Here is a 15,739-nt window from a genome sequence, read left to right on the forward strand (position 1 = left end):
TTATACCCGAGCACCTCTGTCATAGCAAATGAAAAAACTGCTTTGATACCGAATAACATAAAGAAAACACACGGAGCCTGAAAGGATGGAGAGTATTTATCGTTTTAGTGCACAGCTTATTGATGGACAAGTTATACCGCTACAATCATTTGCGGGTAGACCGCTGCTCATCGTAAACATTGCTAGCAAATGTAGCTTTGCCCCGCAATTATCAGCACTAGAAAAGCTACACAACAAGTACAAACAATTTGGTTTTGAGGTGCTGGCGTTTCCATGCAATCAATTTGGCCGTAATGAGCCACTTGAAGATGAAATGCTCAAAGAGTTTTATAATACGCACTTTAATTTGAGCTTTAAGATTTGTACTAAAACACAAGTTAACGGACCGGATGCTCACCCTTTATTTAGCTATTTAAAATCTCATACCCGAGGTATTGCGCAAAATCGCGCGATTAAATGGAATTTTACTAAGTTTCTAATAAACTCTGATGGCATGCTAGTATCTAGATATGCGCCAAGAACAAAACCAGAAACGCTAAAATCAGTGATAGAGAGCCACATTAACCATGAGAATCGCCCTATTCAGTTCGCAAAACTATGAAGTGCCATTTTTTAAGCAAGCCATTGAGCCCTTTTCAGCTCTTGAGTTTTGCTTTATCAATGAATCTCTGAATCCAAATACCGTAGCCCTGTGCCAAGGATATGATGCCATTTGCGTTTTTGTAAATGATATTGTGAATGCCGATGTTATCGCCACACTCAAAGAATATAACATCAAAACAATTGCCCTTCGCTGCGCTGGATTTAACAATGTAGATATTAAGGCTGCAACGGCAAGCAACATAGATGTGGTAAGAGTGCCCGCTTACAGTCCCGAAGCGGTTGCCGAACATTGCATTGCCTTAATGCTAACATTGAGCAGAAAAACACATAAAGCCTATAATCGAGTCAGAGAAGATAACTTTGATCTAAACGGCCTATTAGGCTTCAATATATACAACAAGACTGTTGGTGTTGTTGGTTGTGGGAAAATCGGCCAGGCACTGGTTAGCATTCTTAACGGTTTTGGGGCGAATGTACTGGTTTACGACCCCAATATTGGTGAAGGGCCATACACCCTTGTTTCTTTGGATATTTTGCTCGCACAGTCAGATATAATCAGCCTACACTGTCCATTAAATGAACACACCTATCATATTATTGACGATGCTGCATTTGCAAAAATGAAACCAGGAGTGATGCTTATCAACACCAGTCGAGGTGCGTTATTAGACAGTAAAGCCTGTATCTCAGCACTTAAGTCAAAACAACTCGGTTATCTTGGTTTAGACGTTTATGAACAAGAGTCCGAACTTTTTTTCAAAAACCACAGTGAAGAGATCATTCAAGATGACATCTTTTCTCGATTAGTAAGCTTTCCTAATGTATTAGTAACTGGCCATCAAGGGTTTTTTACTAAAGAAGCACTTAAACAAATAGCTACTGTCACCTGCGAAAACCTTAATGCAGCAAGGGTGGGTAAACCACTATTAAACAAAGTTGAGTGAATAACAAAAAAAAGAGCACTCAACGATACTGTGCTCTTTTGGTTACTTCAAAGTCGGGTGAAGTAATTCGTTTTATGCTTTGCTCTTAAGTTCAGCGGTGACTTGTGCCAAACCTACTTCAGAGATCCGCATGGTGATTTCTTTTTGCTTCGCACTCAGTAGAGAAATGCCTTCAGCTACCATGTCATAAACTTTCCAAGTGCCATCTTTACTTTGGCGAAACTTAAAGTGCATGTCGATATCAGGCTTTGCTTGCTCTTTGATCACAACTTTTACCGTAGCAAAATCAGAGCCGTCAGAAACTGGCAACTCTTCAAATATCACCTCTTGCCCTTTATACTGCAATAGTGCGCTGGCATAAGTTGCCACTAAATAATCGTCAACGGCATTAATAAAGTCGACCGCTTCATCTCTTTTTAGCCCTTTGATATGCTTGCCAAGCAGCTTGAAGGAAACAAACTTCACATCAATGTGCGGCATAAGGCGACTACGTACAATCCCCTTCATTTCGGTTTCAGTTGCCTTTCCTTCTTTATTTACCGCTTTAATATCTGTAAAAAGCTTATCGCCTACTTGATTGATTAGCGTGTATGGAGAAGTATTCGCCACAGCAATACTCGAAAAAACGAGTAAACTAAAAATAATGAGTAACTTTTTCATCGTTTAATCCTTATTAAACCTTGGGCACTAGTCTATCCAATTTGACGAGTGCAAATAAACATATCAATTCGCACCAAATTGATGCTGTGTTGACATCAATAAACCTATTATAAAATATGAGATGACACGATTAATACCGATCCGCTTAACTAAACGATCTATTTCCAGACAAAAAACCTTAACGTAGTTCGCGCCAGACTTACTCCCTTAAATAGAGCATGTACTAAGCGCATCGGTATAAGATCGAATAATAAGTTATACCCACTAACAGCATGGACAGAAGGATTTACTGCACTTTACGGCCATAGCCTAGTGGTAGCTTGAGTATACGGTGTTCAGATAAGAAAAAATGTCAGAAAATGTATCAAATATTGTAGAAGTGCAAGGCTGGGCTTACACGCAGCCTTGGCACCCTAAAAAGCAAGAATTAGTTAAACGGCATTTCAGCACAGAAGAAAGTAATATTTTTATCATCAGCAAGCTTATCGAGTGTCTCGATGAGAATGTCGTTATTAGCTAGGACGGATCCTAAGTGGGACAACTTTACTTCGTCTTTTTCTAGCTTTTCGGCCAGTACATTGCCAATAAATGCCATTCTTTGCTGTGCACAGACACTGTTAGAAAGCCAGCTCCCACATAAAGATACAATGCCAATATTAGGTGCCTTTTTCATCAATACATGCTGTTCAATTGCAGGTAACCCAGCTAAACAACTCACTCGTCCACAAAAAACCAAATGATTGATCAATTGCTGTGTTTGCGTGCCGGTAAGGTCTAATGCACCTTGAACCTCTGCTTCACCAAAATGTTGCTGTAACCTCTCGGCTAAAGCAGACAGACTATCTTCTGTATAAACCAGATCTGCACCTAGTTGTTCCACCAGCTTTTTATGCTTTGCCTGTGTACAAGCAGCAACACCAACTCCGAGCTGCTTTGCAAACTGTACCGCTATTTGTCCAACTGGATGATGTGCCGCTTCAATAAGTATGGTATCACCACGATTCAGCTGTAATTTGAATAGCGCGATTAATGCACACATAGCCGGCGCGATTGCCGCGGCTGCAAGTTTACCATCGACATTGGCTGGTAACACAGTTAAGGCATGACTAGGGACGATTGCAAATTCGCTCATTGTGCCCTGCTCACGTATATCTCCATGCCAAAATACCCGAGTGCCGGGTTCAGGAAAGCCTGTTTTACAAGCTTTCTCAACAGTGCCTACCGCGTCAATACCAAACACACGATTTGGTGTGTCTTCACAAGGACAATTGGCGACTTTAGTATCGATAAAGCTTAAACCAACATGCTCAACTTTGATCAAAACTTGATCATCGTTCGCCTCGGGTAAATTAATCTCTCCCTGCTCGAAGGTAAGTCCATTTGTATGTTTGAATCGGACTGCTTTCATCTTGTGCCTTTACGTTATGCTTCAAAATAATGTAATACGCTTAGAAGCTATGCGTCTATTTTCATTAAACCATTGTTAGCTATTTGCCACAACTTTATTAGTGTAAATATGCCCCTCGCAATTCCAATTGTTTAGTGTCACAATGGCATCAGTATCAGTGAACTTTTTTGCACTATGGATATTAGCAGCCGATTATTAATCTTTTTAGACGTTGTAGAACGCGGTTCATTTGCAAGCGCCGCACAACTTCGCAACATTGACCGTTCAGTCATTTCCAAGCAGATGACCAAGCTTGAAGAAGAGCTTGGAGTAAGACTAATGAATAGAACAACACGTTCTTTTTCATTAACCTCAGCAGGATCTGAAATGGTAAAAAAAGCTGAAGAGCTGCGTTTACTGCTAAGTGATACACAGCGGATCGCGCAGAATTACCACACAGAGCCAAAGGGATTGCTCAAAATCGCCAGCTCAACAGTTGTCGGTAGACGCTATGTACAGCCGGTTATTAATGATTTCCAAAAACGTTTTCCTCACGTTGAAGTCGAGCTCAGGCTAGAAGACAGGCTGGTTGACTTAGTCGGTGAAGGATTTGACTTAGCTTTTCGTGTCGGCGAGCCAAAAGACTCTTCTTTGATAGCACGGCGCATCGCACGTAATCGTTTTTTGATAGTAGCCAGCCCAACCTTTTTAAAAACACATGGCACACCGACGACACTTGAAGAATTAACTCAACTCCCAGCTGCAAGCTACGCCAGTGACGCATTACGTTTCACCAGCATTACTTATTTGGATGAAAATAACCAAGAGCAACAAATGCCAATTAAGAGTATCTTCAGAACGAATGATGGTGATACTCTTTTAGAAAGCGTGTTATCCGGAACATGTTACATCGTCGCCCCCGCATTTTTAGTTGGCCAAGAGGTAGCCGACGGAAAACTGCAGCCACTGCTTACCGAGACAAAGCTCATTGATTTTGCAGCGATGTACGCACTTTACCCTCATCGTGATCTCCCTGTAAGAACACGCCTATTCCTCGACGCATTTCGTGCTTATATAGGTGAAGAAATACCGATTTGGGAAAATGAAATACCAGGCTTTGAGCAGATGTATGGTTTTGTGCCGCCAAGACCAAAACTGACTTTTTAGCTATCGCCCATCTAGGCGCTTCATCGCTCCTTTGACCATTAATCTTGAGTTCATCCATTTGATACACTCGCTCAATGATAGTGGCTCACAAATTTGAAAACCTTGGATGTAAGGGCAACCCAAGCGGGATAAGTACTGTAAACAGGCATCGCTCTCAACACCTTCGGCGACTATACTACAGTTAAGTTTACGGGCAAGAAACATACTGGTTTCTACAATCGCTTGATCTTTCTCACTCTCATGGCTGAGACTGACAAAAGAGCCATCAATCTTTATTTGTGAGATTGGCAACTCCTTGAGAATTGAAAAGGAGGAAAAACCAGTACCGAAGTCATCAATACTCACCGAAAATCCCATTTCAATTAAGGTTTCAATTAGGCTTCGTGCTTTTTCAACTTCCTGCATTACCGTACTTTCGGTCAATTCGAAAACAACATGCTTAGGATCAATTTGGTGCGTATCTAACAACATTGCTAGTGTGCTTATCAAATTTTGCTCCACAAAGTCTTGGCATGAAAGATTAATATGCACTTCTAAACTTGAATGTACTTCCAGCAAAATTACTAAGTCCTGAAACACACGGTTAATAACAAACGCACTCAATTGCTTAATTAAGTTGTTCCGCTCAGCCAATGTAATAAACTTATCAGGCATAATCACAGTGCCGTCAGCTTGCGGCCACCGCAGTAATGCCTCCACACCATAAATATCGCCGCTTTGTGTACACACAATCGGCTGATAATAAAGCGTTAATTCCCCCCGTGCCAATGCCGTTTTTAGGTTTGTAAGTAATTGAAACTCAGCTTCAACTCCTTCGTGAAGTTCTTCGTCAAAAATAACGATACTTTGGCGGCTGTGTTTTGCCGAATACATTGCTATATCAGCTTGTTTCAATAGATCAAAGACCCCTAGCTGTCGTTGTTTTGTCCATAAACTAGCACCAGCACTATAGGTAACATCCAGTTCTAGGTCTTCTATTTCGATCCCCGATCTTAGTTCGCTTAGCAAAGCATTATTTTGTGAATAGATACAGTTAGCATCACTGACATCCATAATGATAATAAACTCATCCCCACCCATCCTATATAATTGACTTCGCGGTAATAGTGCAGCGCGCATTTTATTCGCAAGTGCTACCAGTAATTTATCACCAAAAAAATGGCCCTTGGCATCGTTTATCTGCTTAAAATTATTGAGGTCGACTAGAATAACACTGAAATCAACTTGTCGTAATTTCCGTTCATTTATCGCATCGATACAGCGCTGCCGATTTTCAAGATCGGTTAAAAAATCATGCTCCGCGTTATATTTTGCTTGTTTTGCTATCTCGTCTAGCTCACGCAAGCTCGTCAAGCTGAGGCAATTGACAACAAACACGAAAATTGACCCTAAGAATAAGATGAGGCTCAATCCTTGCTCAATAATGCTAATGCTCTCTAGGTGAGCATACATAAAATACGCAAAGCTTACGTAACCAAGCTCAAACAAGGCCATTAGGATCAACAAAACACGCCACCCCATGGACGAAGTCAAACGGCAGATCTTTATTGCTGGAGAAAACGCTAATCCCATAATAAAGCTACCAGCAATGACCAAAGTGAGTGCAATCAAAGGATATATCGTGAAAGGAGTACAATGATTACAGTATAGATAAGAATTTTGATCCTGCTCAAAACGGCATCAACGGAGGCAAAAGATAAGCAAAGGCAGGCATGCGGGCCAGCTTAGCCCGCATTGTTATATATCGTCACTCAGCACTTTTAAGAATGCTATATAGTTGATCTTTTAACCATAGGCGCTTTTTTTTCAGCGACTCTAAATATTCATCACTTGAGTGTTCTACGCCATCCTCAATTCGGATCACTTCATTATCTACTTCGTGATAGTCTTTAAATAGCCTTGAGAAGTGTCCATCTGACAATTTAAGTTCGTGAATTCTATCTTTAAACTCTGGTAGCTCTTTTGCTAAACTATGGCGTTCAATATTCATCTTTTTAGTCCCATTAATCGTGGTGGTATAAAACGCATTCTCGTGTTTAGAAAACCCAATCAATGCGCCTTTAACAACAGTGTTCTTCAATAATCTCATGAAGTTACTGCTTGATTGGGTCTGTCTTCATAGTACGCTCCTGCCGCCACTGAATATTGATCTAACGCAAGTCAAATACCTTTACATTGAAAGCAAACATCTAGCACTTTCCTATACTAGACTCACAAATAAATCGAGGACCTTTGACCACATACAAAGGGTTTCTCGTAAAGTCGCTAGCCGCCCAGATGCAATTGTTGTAAAATGTCGGCGTTTCTAAGCAAATCTATCTAGCAACTTTTGAGGAAAACCTGTGAGCGAACAAAAACAGTCTCTTAGTTATAAAGACGCTGGCGTTGACATCGATGCGGGCAACGCATTGGTCGAAAGAATTAAAGGCGTAGTGAAGAAAACTCGCCGTCCAGAAGTCATGGGCGGTATTGGAGGTTTTGGTGCACTATGTGAACTCCCAACTGGGTATAAAGAGCCTGTTTTGGTTGCTGGCACTGACGGTGTTGGTACTAAGCTACGCTTAGCTATCGATTTAAAAAAACATGATACGGTAGGCATCGACCTAGTTGCTATGTGTGTTAATGATCTTATTGTCCAAGGTGCTGAACCCCTATTCTTCTTGGATTACTATGCCACTGGCAAGTTAGACGTTGACGTTGCAGCAGACGTTGTATCTGGTATCGGTAAAGGCTGTGAGTTATCTGGTTGTGCACTTATCGGTGGTGAAACAGCAGAAATGCCTGGTATGTACGAAGGCGATGACTACGATATGGCTGGCTTTTGTACCGGTGTTGTAGAAAAGTCTAAAATTATTGATGGGACTAAAGTTGCGTCAGGCGATCAACTAATTGCGCTTGGTTCAAGTGGTCCCCATTCCAACGGTTACTCACTGATCCGCAAGGTACTAGAGGTTTCTGGCGCAGACACCAACGCAGAGTTCGAAGGTAAAACACTGGGTGAACATCTACTAGAGCCGACGCGCATTTACGTAAAGCAAATCTTAGCATTGTTAAAAGAAGTCGATGTGCACGCGCTTTCGCATATCACAGGTGGTGGTTTTTGGGAAAATATCCCTCGCGTGCTACCTGAGTCGGCAAAGGCAGTGATCAAAGGGGATAGCTGGCAATGGCCCTCAATCTTCAATTGGTTACAAGAAAATGGCAACATCGCAACTCACGAAATGTACCGCACATTCAACTGTGGTGTCGGTATGGTGCTAGTTGTTCCAGCTGACAAACTAGAACTGAGCCTTGAAATACTTAAAGCACAAGGTGAAAATGCTTGGCACATTGGCGAGATCCAAAATGCACAAACAGGTGAAGAACAAGTTGAGATCTTAGGTGGTGCCGAGTAATGGCACCAACTCGCCTGGTTGTATTAATTTCTGGTAGCGGGTCAAACTTACAAGCGATTATAGACGCTTGTAAGTCAGGCTATATAAACGGTGAAATTGCTGCCGTCGTCAGCAATAAAGCCAGTGCCTATGGTTTGATAAGAGCCCAACAAGCCGGCATAACAACCGAAGTATTAGACCATAAGCAATTTGCCTCACGCGAGGACTATGACGTTGCGCTTGGCCAATTAATTGAGCGCTTTACACCTGATTTGGTTGTATTAGCAGGATTTATGCGTATTCTAACTCCATATTTAGTGCAAAAATTTAAGGGAAAAATGTTGAACATTCACCCTTCTTTGTTGCCTAAGTATCAAGGGCTGAACACCCACCAAAGAGCTATCGATGCTAACGATGCGGAACATGGTGCTAGCGTTCACTTTGTCACAGAAGAGTTAGATGGCGGTCCTGTAGTCTGCCAAGCCAAGGTTGCAATTCTTCCCGGTGATACGGCAGAGTCACTAGCACAACGTGTTCATAAGCAAGAACATATTCTTTACCCTTTGGTGGTCAAATGGTTCAGCGAACAAAGACTAACCATGGAAGCAGAATATGCTGTTTTTGACAACAAAACCTTACCAGTTCAAGGTGCGCCGTACATCAAAGAATAAAAAATGGAGCGCTGTGCTAATTGGTATTAGCGCTCTACTTTCCACCTCCACGATTGCCAATCCTCTAAAAGAATATCACGCAGAATACCAAGTTTCTCGCAAAGGGGAAGTACATGGCACAGCAACTCGGACACTCACCAAAGTAGCAGAGTCCACTTATGCAGTGCGATATAAAAGTGACATCGAATGGATGATCTTTTCAGATGTGCGTATTGAGGAGTCATTATTTAAGCTATCAGATCATGTCATCATTCCACTTCACTATAGTATGAAGCGTGAAGGTACGGGACCTGACAAAAGCTATAAAATTAAGTTCGATCATCAAAACCATGCCATTACCTCGAGCGAAGAAAAATATCCGTTAAAAGTAAAATGGCTCGAAAATCAACAAGATTTGATTAGCTATCAAGTACAATTGAGGGAAGATTTAAAGTCTGGCAAAACCAAATTTAGCTATCCAATTATTGACAAAAAAGGCAGTCAACGTAGCTATGACTTTGAAATTGCAGGCGAAGAGACAATAACCCTCCCGTTTGGAAATGTAAAAACAATAAAAGTTAAGCGCATTTATGACGACAGTGACCGTCAAGCCATAGCATGGTTTGCTCCCGATCATGATCACATGCTTGTGAAAATGTATAAAGGAAAGGATGGGATGGAACAATTTCAAATAGAGCTGAAAACCTTAGAGGCAAAATCAGATAGCTAGATAACCTGAGGTGTAGATAAGCAATGAGCTAACACATTGTTTCTAGATTCACATTAAGTGGCAGCCTACGTATCAATAGTTAGGTGCAGTTAGCGCTTAGTCTAGCTACTGATGCGAAAAATTATTCGGTTTGACCCTTGCCAGATGCCCAGTAGGCTGATGGCAAGGAACTAATGCAACTTATACCTTTTCACCGAGCTTAAATAGTGCAAACTCACCTGGCTGTAGTTTTTGCCATTGTTCATCGTTTGTTAGCGGTCGAGTCGCTATTACCGTTACCACATCGTCTGGAGTTGTTTCCTTTTGAAAGTCAACAACCATGTCAGCGTCAATAAGGGTTGCTTTGCCAAATGGTGCTCTACGCGTTATCCAATGTAAGTTATTGGTGCAATATGCTAAGACATAAATACCATCGGTGATCAGCATATTAAACACTCCTTTCTCCCTAAGTGTGTGCCCAAGTTTGGCTATGTACCTAAACACTGACACCATATTTGAGGGCCTGTTAGGATACTTTTCTCTCACCTTGTCTAAAATCCAACAAAAGGCCAACTCACTATCGGTATTGCCCACTGGGCGATAAAAGTCTGTTTTTAAGTCTTTGTAATCAGACAGTTGACCATTGTGCGCATAAGTAATTTCTCTGCCCCACAATTCCCGCGTAAATGGGTGAGTATTTTCTAAACAGGTTCGGCCGCGATTACCTTGCCTAATATGACTGATCACTGATACGCTTTTAATCGGGTAGGCTTTTACCAATTTAGCGATTTCCGACTGGCAGCTCGGCTCAGGATCTTTAAATGTCCGACACCCTTTACCTTCATAAAAGGTAATACCCCAACCATCTTTATGTGGCCCAGTATTACCGCCTCGCTCTAATAAACCAGAAAAGCTAAAACAAATGTCCGTCGGTACATTTGCCGACATTCCTAAAAGCTCACACATAAACTACATAACCACACATATCAATTACACGATTTCACTTAATCACTCTATAGTTTAGGCAAAGAATCAACTTGCCTATTGTCGCTTTATTTATCAGCCTAACTGGAAAGCTTCAAGAGTATTGCCATTCTCGTATTACCCTAGGTATTGACCCTTGGCTCTTTGTGCTAACAGTATATTATTAAAGTAAATTAAACAGTTAGCAATGAATTAGACTATCAAAAGCGTATGACTTATCGTCAGCATAAGTTAAACATAGAAGTAACAGCAAAACCTGTGTTGTTTTATCATTTTGCGTATTATACACACTATTGTTCAGGATTTTATTGAAGCTGTAAACTTACCCTTTGCATGAAGATAAAATATTGCGGTAGACCGCTCAGAATTTGCAATTTAAAACGGCTAAATTACGTATATCCGAGTAGAGCTTAGCCAGTTACAAGAGTGATTGCCTGAGAACAACATGTAGGAAGTGGAGATGCCCTAACACAAATTTAACAAGCAACTTTAGGTATCAGTTTAAACATATTTGCAGCCTCAAGCTGATACCCAAAATCAGACTGGCCGTTTTATATAACGACGCTATGCCATTGAAACGCCAGACTCAGCCCTGCAAGTGAAAATGCAACTAAGAAATTAATGACTTCTTTTGAACTAATAGAACGTGATTCATTGGCAAAATGCTTAGTATGTAAGCGCATACCTAACGGTTGCAGCTCAGTATCACGCTTTGGCAAAGCAATAAGCCCTGCGAGTAGTAACACCACACACAACGTGTAATGGCCTTGCGTGATAAAAAAGAAAGAAAGTGAAAATGCGGTGATCGAAAAGATCCAAGAGATAAACTTAAACATAGCAGCTCCGTTTGCTATTGGTGGTATTTGCGGTGTAAATCTTGAGTTTCTTTTCCAGAACTCCCAAGAATCAGTTGAAAATTGTAGAGTTATTAGTTTAAAAAAACAAGTATACCAAAGTATTAGCCTATATTTTCGAACAATATTCATAAAACAACCAACGATACACTTCGAAGCAAGAAAAATAATAAAGTACTGTTATATAAGGAATAGTTTTAAAAAAATCAGCGCTTTAAATTTAGCGAGTATAGGTACTAGATTACTACTTTTTACGTTATTTCTGTTAGAGATGTGAGAGATTGCCCTATCACTATACCGTTGTATTTAACCCTAGCTGGGCGGCGCAGCGCTTTAAGATTGCGGGAGGTATCTCCCGCTATGGCTAAAAGAAACCCAGTGGACTGGTGCTATAGCTCACCAGTAGGTTTTTGGTTTGTTGATAATGATCTAAGGCCTTTTTGTGCGTTTCGCGGCCAATACCCGACTTTTTGTAGCCACCAAATGCTGCGTGCGCTGGATACATATGATAGCAATTAGTCCAAACGCGGCCTGCTTCAATTTGACGACCAAAGTGATATGCTCGATTCATATCTCGCGTCCAGACGCCTGCACCCAAACCAAACTCTGAACTATTCGCTAATTTTAATGCCTCAGCCTCATCTTTAAAGGTACATAAAGAAATTACTGGGCCAAAGATTTCCTCTTGGAATACACGCATCTGGTTGTTGCCTTTTAACAGGGTTGGCTGGATATAAAAACCTTGATGATAACCTTCACCAAGCTTTTCTACTTCGCCGCCTATTAAAACTTCAGCCCCTTCTTTTTTACCTATATCTATATAGCTAAGAATTTTATCAAACTGTGCTTGTGAAGCCTGCGCACCAACCATAGTTTCGGTGTCGAGTGGATTACCGCGCTTGATGGCTTTGGTTCGCTCAATCACTTTTGCGATAAAATCATCATATATGTCTTCTTGTACGAGTAATCGAGAAGGACAGGTACAGACTTCACCTTGGTTGAAATAAGCCAGTACCGCCCCTTCAATACATTTACTTAAGTAGTCATCATCCGCTTGCATCACATCACTAAAGTAAATATTGGGAGATTTACCGCCTAACTCGACGGTTGAAGGAATAATATTCTCCGCCGCGCATTTCAAAATATGTGAACCAACGGGAGTTGAGCCTGTAAATGCTATCTTTGCGATACGCTGGCTAGTAGCAAGTGCTTCACCGGCTTCTCGACCAAAGCCATTAACGATATTAACGACACCATTTGGTAGCAAGTCGGCTATCAGCTCCATTAATAACAAAATAGAGACCGGCGTTTGTTCTGCGGGCTTGAGCACCACGCAATTGCCTGCAGCAAGCGCCGGGGCAAGTTTCCAAGCAGCCATAAGCAATGGAAAGTTCCAAGGGATGATCTGCCCCACGACCCCTAGAGGCTCGTGAAAATGATACGCGACGGTTGACTCATCAATTTCACCTATTGTCCCCTCTTGCGCGCGTATACACCCTGCAAAATATCGGAAATGATCCGCCGCTAAAGGCACATCTGCCGCCAATGTCTCGCGCACAGCCTTTCCGTTATCCCACGTTTCTGCAACAGCTAAATATTCAAGATTTTTTTCAATCCGATCGGCAATTTTAAGTAAAATATTACTGCGTTCAGTAACGGATGTTTTACCCCAAGACGCTTTAGCTGCGTGCGCAGCATCTAGTGCAAGTTCAATATCAGCTTCGCTTGAGCGTGGAACTTGACAAAAAACTTCACCGTTTACTGGGCTTATATTATCAAAGTAATCCCCCTCAACAGGTGGTCTCCACTCGCCACCAATAAAGTTGTTGTATTGTGTTTTAAAGCTGACGACAGCACCCTCAGTATTTGGATTTGCGTATATCATTTTGACCTCTGCAACTTGTGTTATTTATCCTGGATCTTACTGTTCCAGATTTGTTTTTCTGTTTGACATTAGCCAAATTCAGCTTTAAAAACTTAACAAGGCGTCTTGGAATATACACACACAGTCCAAAAAGTATCGGATAAGGAGAATATTGCTTGCAGATTGCGAAACGTGTTAGTCACATTGATCGTTTGATCGAAAACAAAGTAAGCTTTGCTGCCAATAATGTTGAGCTAAGTATCTATGACACATATGAAAGTGCCAATAAAGTAAAGCTTACCTCCGGTGAAGTGCTGTTTTGCGCTATGGTAAGTGGCAAAAAAGTAATGCATGTAGACAGTTGTGATTACCATCAACCGTTTTTGCCACATCAAAGCTTTGTGCTGGCACCCGAGCAAACTGTACATATCGACTTTCCAGATGCGAGCTTATCTTCGCCAACTACCTGCTTAGCCATTGAGATCAGCCGAGAGAAAATTAAGGCGGTTAGCGACAGATTATCTCTGAGCCTCTGCGATGAAGTGACTTACCAAACACAGCTAATTCATACCGAGCACAACTGGCAAACCCAACACTGTTTGGCAAAGCTGTTCCACCTGTTTAGCGAAAATGAAAATAATCGAGAATACTTTATCGATTTAGCAATGGATGAACTGATAGCGAGGCTCCTACAACAACAAAGCCGAGATCTTCTGCTCAATGCGGTAAAACACACTCCAGATCACAATGGGCTATACCTAGCAGTGCATTATTTAGAGACACATTTAGATCAGCCTTTGGATGTAGATAAACTCTGTAAGCTCAGCTGCATGAGTCGCAGTCGATTTTTTAGCCAATTCAAAAAATCATTTGCAACTACGCCACAACAGTGGCTACAAGCAAGGAGGCTCACAGAAGCTAAGGCAAAATTAAAAGCTGGGGCTCAGATCACCGCAGTTAGTTTTACACTCGGCTTCAAGCACCCGAGTCAATTTAGCCGAGCGTTTAAACAAGCCTTTAATGTCACCCCAAAAAACTATCAACTTCAGACGCTAAAAGTCGATAAAAGCGACTGGTAACGCCATTTGTCCACCCAAAGCCTTGTTGCACAACATACTCTCCTCCTTCTGCCTGCTTGTCTGGCTCTACCACGTTATACTTTTCCAGCAAACAACCCAGATGTGCAAAGCCTGTTTCAACAGCATAAATCCATGCTTGCATAATTTCGCTTGCAAGTTGGTTTTGACCATATGATCTTAGCCCCGATACCGCAAACCATTGCAGTGGCGCCCAACCATTTGGACTATCCCATTGTTGTGAGGTAGGGGTTAGCGTACTGACGAGCCCGCCTGATTTTAAAAAATCGTATCTTAGTTTGTCACCCATTCGCTGTGCTTGTGCTGGTGTAACCTGCTTAGCAAACATGGGGACAACCCCTGCCAGTGAAACAATTTTGGTTGGTTGATAATCATCAAGGTTAACATCATAAAACCAGCCTGTTTCATCACACCAACAGTAACGCTGGATAAGTGCACTGCGTTTTGACGCCAGCGAATCATAATGTTCGGCTTGTGTTTCATTATTTAGTTTCTTTAAACATCTTGCGAGCTGCAATTCAAGCAAGACCAGCAGTGCATTTAAATCTACGGGGATAATTTGGGTTGTGCGGATACTTGCCAAGTCATCGGGGTTTGCAAGCCAACGGCTACTAAAATCCCATCCCGACTCGCATGCAGCCCGAATATGTTGGTAAAGCACACTTGGGTCTACTGCTTTACTAGCCAATTCAACATCTTCTACATACGACTCCGGACGTGGTGCTGCCAGCGGATCCCAATAACGATTCAATGTACCGCCACATGGCATTGTGACGACACGCAGCCGCGCATTACCCTCAGTGCTGCCAACATCACCACCGGTTTGCCAAAAGTTATGTTCCTTTATTAACCCTTGGGTAACTCGCTTGAGCCACTGCATGTCATCAGACTTTTGTTGCCACAGCAAATCCACCATTAATGCCGTCACAGGTGGTTGTGAGCGGCTTTGATAATAATCTCGATTGCCATTTGGTACATGCCCGATACGGTCAATCAAACTGATAAAGTTGTCTAACATTCCCTCAACGAGATCGTTTCGATTTGCATCTAATAGTCCAAGTGCAGTGAAATAGCTGTCCCAGTAATAGATCTCATTGAAACGCCCACCCGGTACCACATAAGGGTAAGGTAACGGTAATAAAGAGCCTGTAGCAACCGTGCTCGGTTTTCTGGATAAACGTGACCAAAGTGCACTGATGTACAGCTGTGCACAAGCAAAGTCAGGCAAGGCCTCTAACTCTTTGCTGGCGACAAAATCAAAGTGCGTATGAACAAAGTTCAGCAGCGCCGCTCCTGTTGGTTTTTGCTTGGCGTACAGCTGTTCAATCTCTGCCAGTGGTATTTTTGCGATGGCGTCAGCAAAGGCTTTACTATCTGTAAACAAACCGGCCTTTTGTACTGCCTTAAAAATTTCTGTGTTGTAAAAATCTGATTGGTACTGCATGT

The 15,739-nt window shown here is 41.9% G+C and carries 15 protein-coding genes; 7 read left to right on the top strand and 8 right to left on the bottom strand.

Going from position 1 to position 15,739, the window contains the following annotated elements; genetic code table 11:
• Window positions 1-85 precede the first annotated feature (85 nt).
• Together F9Y84_RS08495 and F9Y84_RS08500 are read left to right on the top strand one after the other, a co-directional pair.
• A complete protein-coding gene (locus F9Y84_RS08495; protein ID WP_125252415.1) occupies window positions 86-601 on the top strand; it encodes a glutathione peroxidase in 516 nt (171 codons plus the stop codon).
• A complete protein-coding gene (locus F9Y84_RS08500; RefSeq protein ID WP_147390528.1) occupies window positions 567-1,547 on the top strand; it encodes a 2-hydroxyacid dehydrogenase in 981 nt (326 codons plus the stop codon). Before F9Y84_RS08495 ends, F9Y84_RS08500 begins: the two co-directional genes overlap by 35 nt.
• 72 nt (window positions 1,548-1,619) lie before the next feature.
• Here the strand turns inward: F9Y84_RS08500 and F9Y84_RS08505 are convergent, their stop codons facing one another.
• Both F9Y84_RS08505 and F9Y84_RS08510 read right to left on the bottom strand, forming a co-directional pair.
• On the bottom strand, window positions 1,620-2,207 hold the full coding sequence (locus tag F9Y84_RS08505) for an MlaC/ttg2D family ABC transporter substrate-binding protein (protein WP_125252413.1): 588 nt from the start codon (window positions 2,205-2,207) through the stop codon (window positions 1,620-1,622).
• A gap of 427 nt (window positions 2,208-2,634) precedes the next feature.
• Entirely contained in the window at window positions 2,635-3,615 is a 981-nt protein-coding gene (locus F9Y84_RS08510) for a zinc-binding dehydrogenase (RefSeq protein WP_147390527.1), read from the bottom strand.
• Window positions 3,616-3,789: 174 nt separating this feature from the next.
• On the opposite strand from F9Y84_RS08510, the gene F9Y84_RS08515 reads away from it, so the two are divergent.
• Window positions 3,790-4,761, top strand: a complete 972-nt coding sequence (locus F9Y84_RS08515; protein ID WP_125252411.1) for a LysR substrate-binding domain-containing protein — start codon at window positions 3,790-3,792, stop codon at window positions 4,759-4,761.
• On the opposite strand, the gene F9Y84_RS08520 is transcribed toward F9Y84_RS08515, so the two are convergent.
• Both F9Y84_RS08520 and F9Y84_RS08525 read right to left on the bottom strand, forming a co-directional pair.
• Window positions 4,762-6,333: a putative bifunctional diguanylate cyclase/phosphodiesterase gene (locus F9Y84_RS08520; RefSeq protein ID WP_225740691.1), complete on the bottom strand. Its 1,572-nt coding sequence runs from the start codon at window positions 6,331-6,333 to the stop codon at window positions 4,762-4,764.
• A 175-nt stretch (window positions 6,334-6,508) separates the two neighbouring features.
• Complete coding sequence (locus tag F9Y84_RS08525) at window positions 6,509-6,850, bottom strand: HP1242/YdcH family protein (RefSeq protein WP_373865588.1); 342 nt, start codon at window positions 6,848-6,850, stop codon at window positions 6,509-6,511.
• A gap of 253 nt (window positions 6,851-7,103) precedes the next feature.
• Here F9Y84_RS08525 and purM point away from each other — a divergent pair, with 253 nt between their 5' ends.
• The 3 genes from purM to F9Y84_RS08540 are packed head-to-tail and all read left to right on the top strand — an operon-like array spanning window position 7,104 to window position 9,515.
• Window positions 7,104-8,156: a phosphoribosylformylglycinamidine cyclo-ligase gene (gene purM / locus F9Y84_RS08530; RefSeq protein ID WP_128731216.1), complete on the top strand. Its 1,053-nt coding sequence runs from the start codon at window positions 7,104-7,106 to the stop codon at window positions 8,154-8,156.
• Window positions 8,156-8,806, top strand: coding sequence for a phosphoribosylglycinamide formyltransferase (gene purN / locus F9Y84_RS08535; protein ID WP_147390526.1), 651 nt, complete (start codon window positions 8,156-8,158; stop codon window positions 8,804-8,806). The genes purM and purN overlap by 1 nt, the downstream gene beginning before the upstream one ends.
• Before the next feature lie 13 nt (window positions 8,807-8,819).
• On the top strand, window positions 8,820-9,515 hold the full coding sequence (locus F9Y84_RS08540) for a DUF3108 domain-containing protein (protein WP_147390525.1): 696 nt from the start codon (window positions 8,820-8,822) through the stop codon (window positions 9,513-9,515).
• Window positions 9,516-9,695: 180 nt separating this feature from the next.
• Here the strand turns inward: F9Y84_RS08540 and F9Y84_RS08545 are convergent, their stop codons facing one another.
• From F9Y84_RS08545 to exaC, 3 genes are all read right to left on the bottom strand, one after another.
• Window positions 9,696-10,460, bottom strand: a complete 765-nt coding sequence (locus F9Y84_RS08545) for a class II glutamine amidotransferase (protein ID WP_125252407.1) — start codon at window positions 10,458-10,460, stop codon at window positions 9,696-9,698.
• Between the two features lie 569 nt (window positions 10,461-11,029).
• Window positions 11,030-11,314: a hypothetical protein gene (locus tag F9Y84_RS08550; protein WP_147390524.1), complete on the bottom strand. Its 285-nt coding sequence runs from the start codon at window positions 11,312-11,314 to the stop codon at window positions 11,030-11,032.
• A gap of 382 nt (window positions 11,315-11,696) precedes the next feature.
• Window positions 11,697-13,217, bottom strand: a complete 1,521-nt coding sequence (exaC, locus tag F9Y84_RS08555) for an acetaldehyde dehydrogenase ExaC (RefSeq protein WP_147390523.1) — start codon at window positions 13,215-13,217, stop codon at window positions 11,697-11,699.
• 155 nt (window positions 13,218-13,372) lie between these two features.
• Between exaC and F9Y84_RS08560 the strand changes: the two genes are divergently transcribed.
• Window positions 13,373-14,275 (top strand): helix-turn-helix transcriptional regulator, encoded by a 903-nt coding sequence (locus F9Y84_RS08560; RefSeq protein ID WP_147390522.1) that lies wholly within the window; start codon window positions 13,373-13,375, stop codon window positions 14,273-14,275.
• Here the strand turns inward: F9Y84_RS08560 and F9Y84_RS08565 are convergent.
• Window positions 14,220-15,737 (bottom strand): trehalase family glycosidase, encoded by a 1,518-nt coding sequence (locus F9Y84_RS08565; protein ID WP_147390521.1) that lies wholly within the window; start codon window positions 15,735-15,737, stop codon window positions 14,220-14,222. The genes F9Y84_RS08560 and F9Y84_RS08565 overlap by 56 nt on opposite strands.
• Window positions 15,738-15,739: the final 2 nt, after the last annotated feature.

The sequence above is a fragment of the Pseudoalteromonas peptidolytica genome (assembly GCF_012641745.1).
Lineage (GTDB): Bacteria > Pseudomonadota > Gammaproteobacteria > Enterobacterales > Alteromonadaceae > Pseudoalteromonas > Pseudoalteromonas peptidolytica.

Bases quoted from the DNA above. Each gene is read 5' to 3' on its own strand.
- F9Y84_RS08545 (WP_125252407.1), bottom strand. From the start codon at position 10,460: ATGTGTGAGCTTTTAGGAATGTCGGCAAATGTACCGACGGACATTTGT.
- F9Y84_RS08525 (WP_373865588.1), bottom strand. From the start codon at position 6,850: ATGAGATTATTGAAGAACACTGTTGTTAAAGGCGCATTGATTGGGTTT.
- F9Y84_RS08565 (WP_147390521.1), bottom strand. From the start codon at position 15,737: ATGCAGTACCAATCAGATTTTTACAACACAGAAATTTTTAAGGCAGTA.
- F9Y84_RS08505 (WP_125252413.1), bottom strand. From the start codon at position 2,207: ATGAAAAAGTTACTCATTATTTTTAGTTTACTCGTTTTTTCGAGTATT.
- purN (WP_147390526.1), top strand. From the start codon at position 8,156: ATGGCACCAACTCGCCTGGTTGTATTAATTTCTGGTAGCGGGTCAAAC.
- F9Y84_RS08520 (WP_225740691.1), bottom strand. From the start codon at position 6,333: ATGGGATTAGCGTTTTCTCCAGCAATAAAGATCTGCCGTTTGACTTCG.
- F9Y84_RS08495 (WP_125252415.1), top strand. From the start codon at position 86: ATGGAGAGTATTTATCGTTTTAGTGCACAGCTTATTGATGGACAAGTT.
- F9Y84_RS08500 (WP_147390528.1), top strand. From the start codon at position 567: ATGAGAATCGCCCTATTCAGTTCGCAAAACTATGAAGTGCCATTTTTT.
- F9Y84_RS08515 (WP_125252411.1), top strand. From the start codon at position 3,790: ATGGATATTAGCAGCCGATTATTAATCTTTTTAGACGTTGTAGAACGC.
- F9Y84_RS08550 (WP_147390524.1), bottom strand. From the start codon at position 11,314: ATGTTTAAGTTTATCTCTTGGATCTTTTCGATCACCGCATTTTCACTT.
- exaC (WP_147390523.1), bottom strand. From the start codon at position 13,217: ATGATATACGCAAATCCAAATACTGAGGGTGCTGTCGTCAGCTTTAAA.
- F9Y84_RS08510 (WP_147390527.1), bottom strand. From the start codon at position 3,615: ATGAAAGCAGTCCGATTCAAACATACAAATGGACTTACCTTCGAGCAG.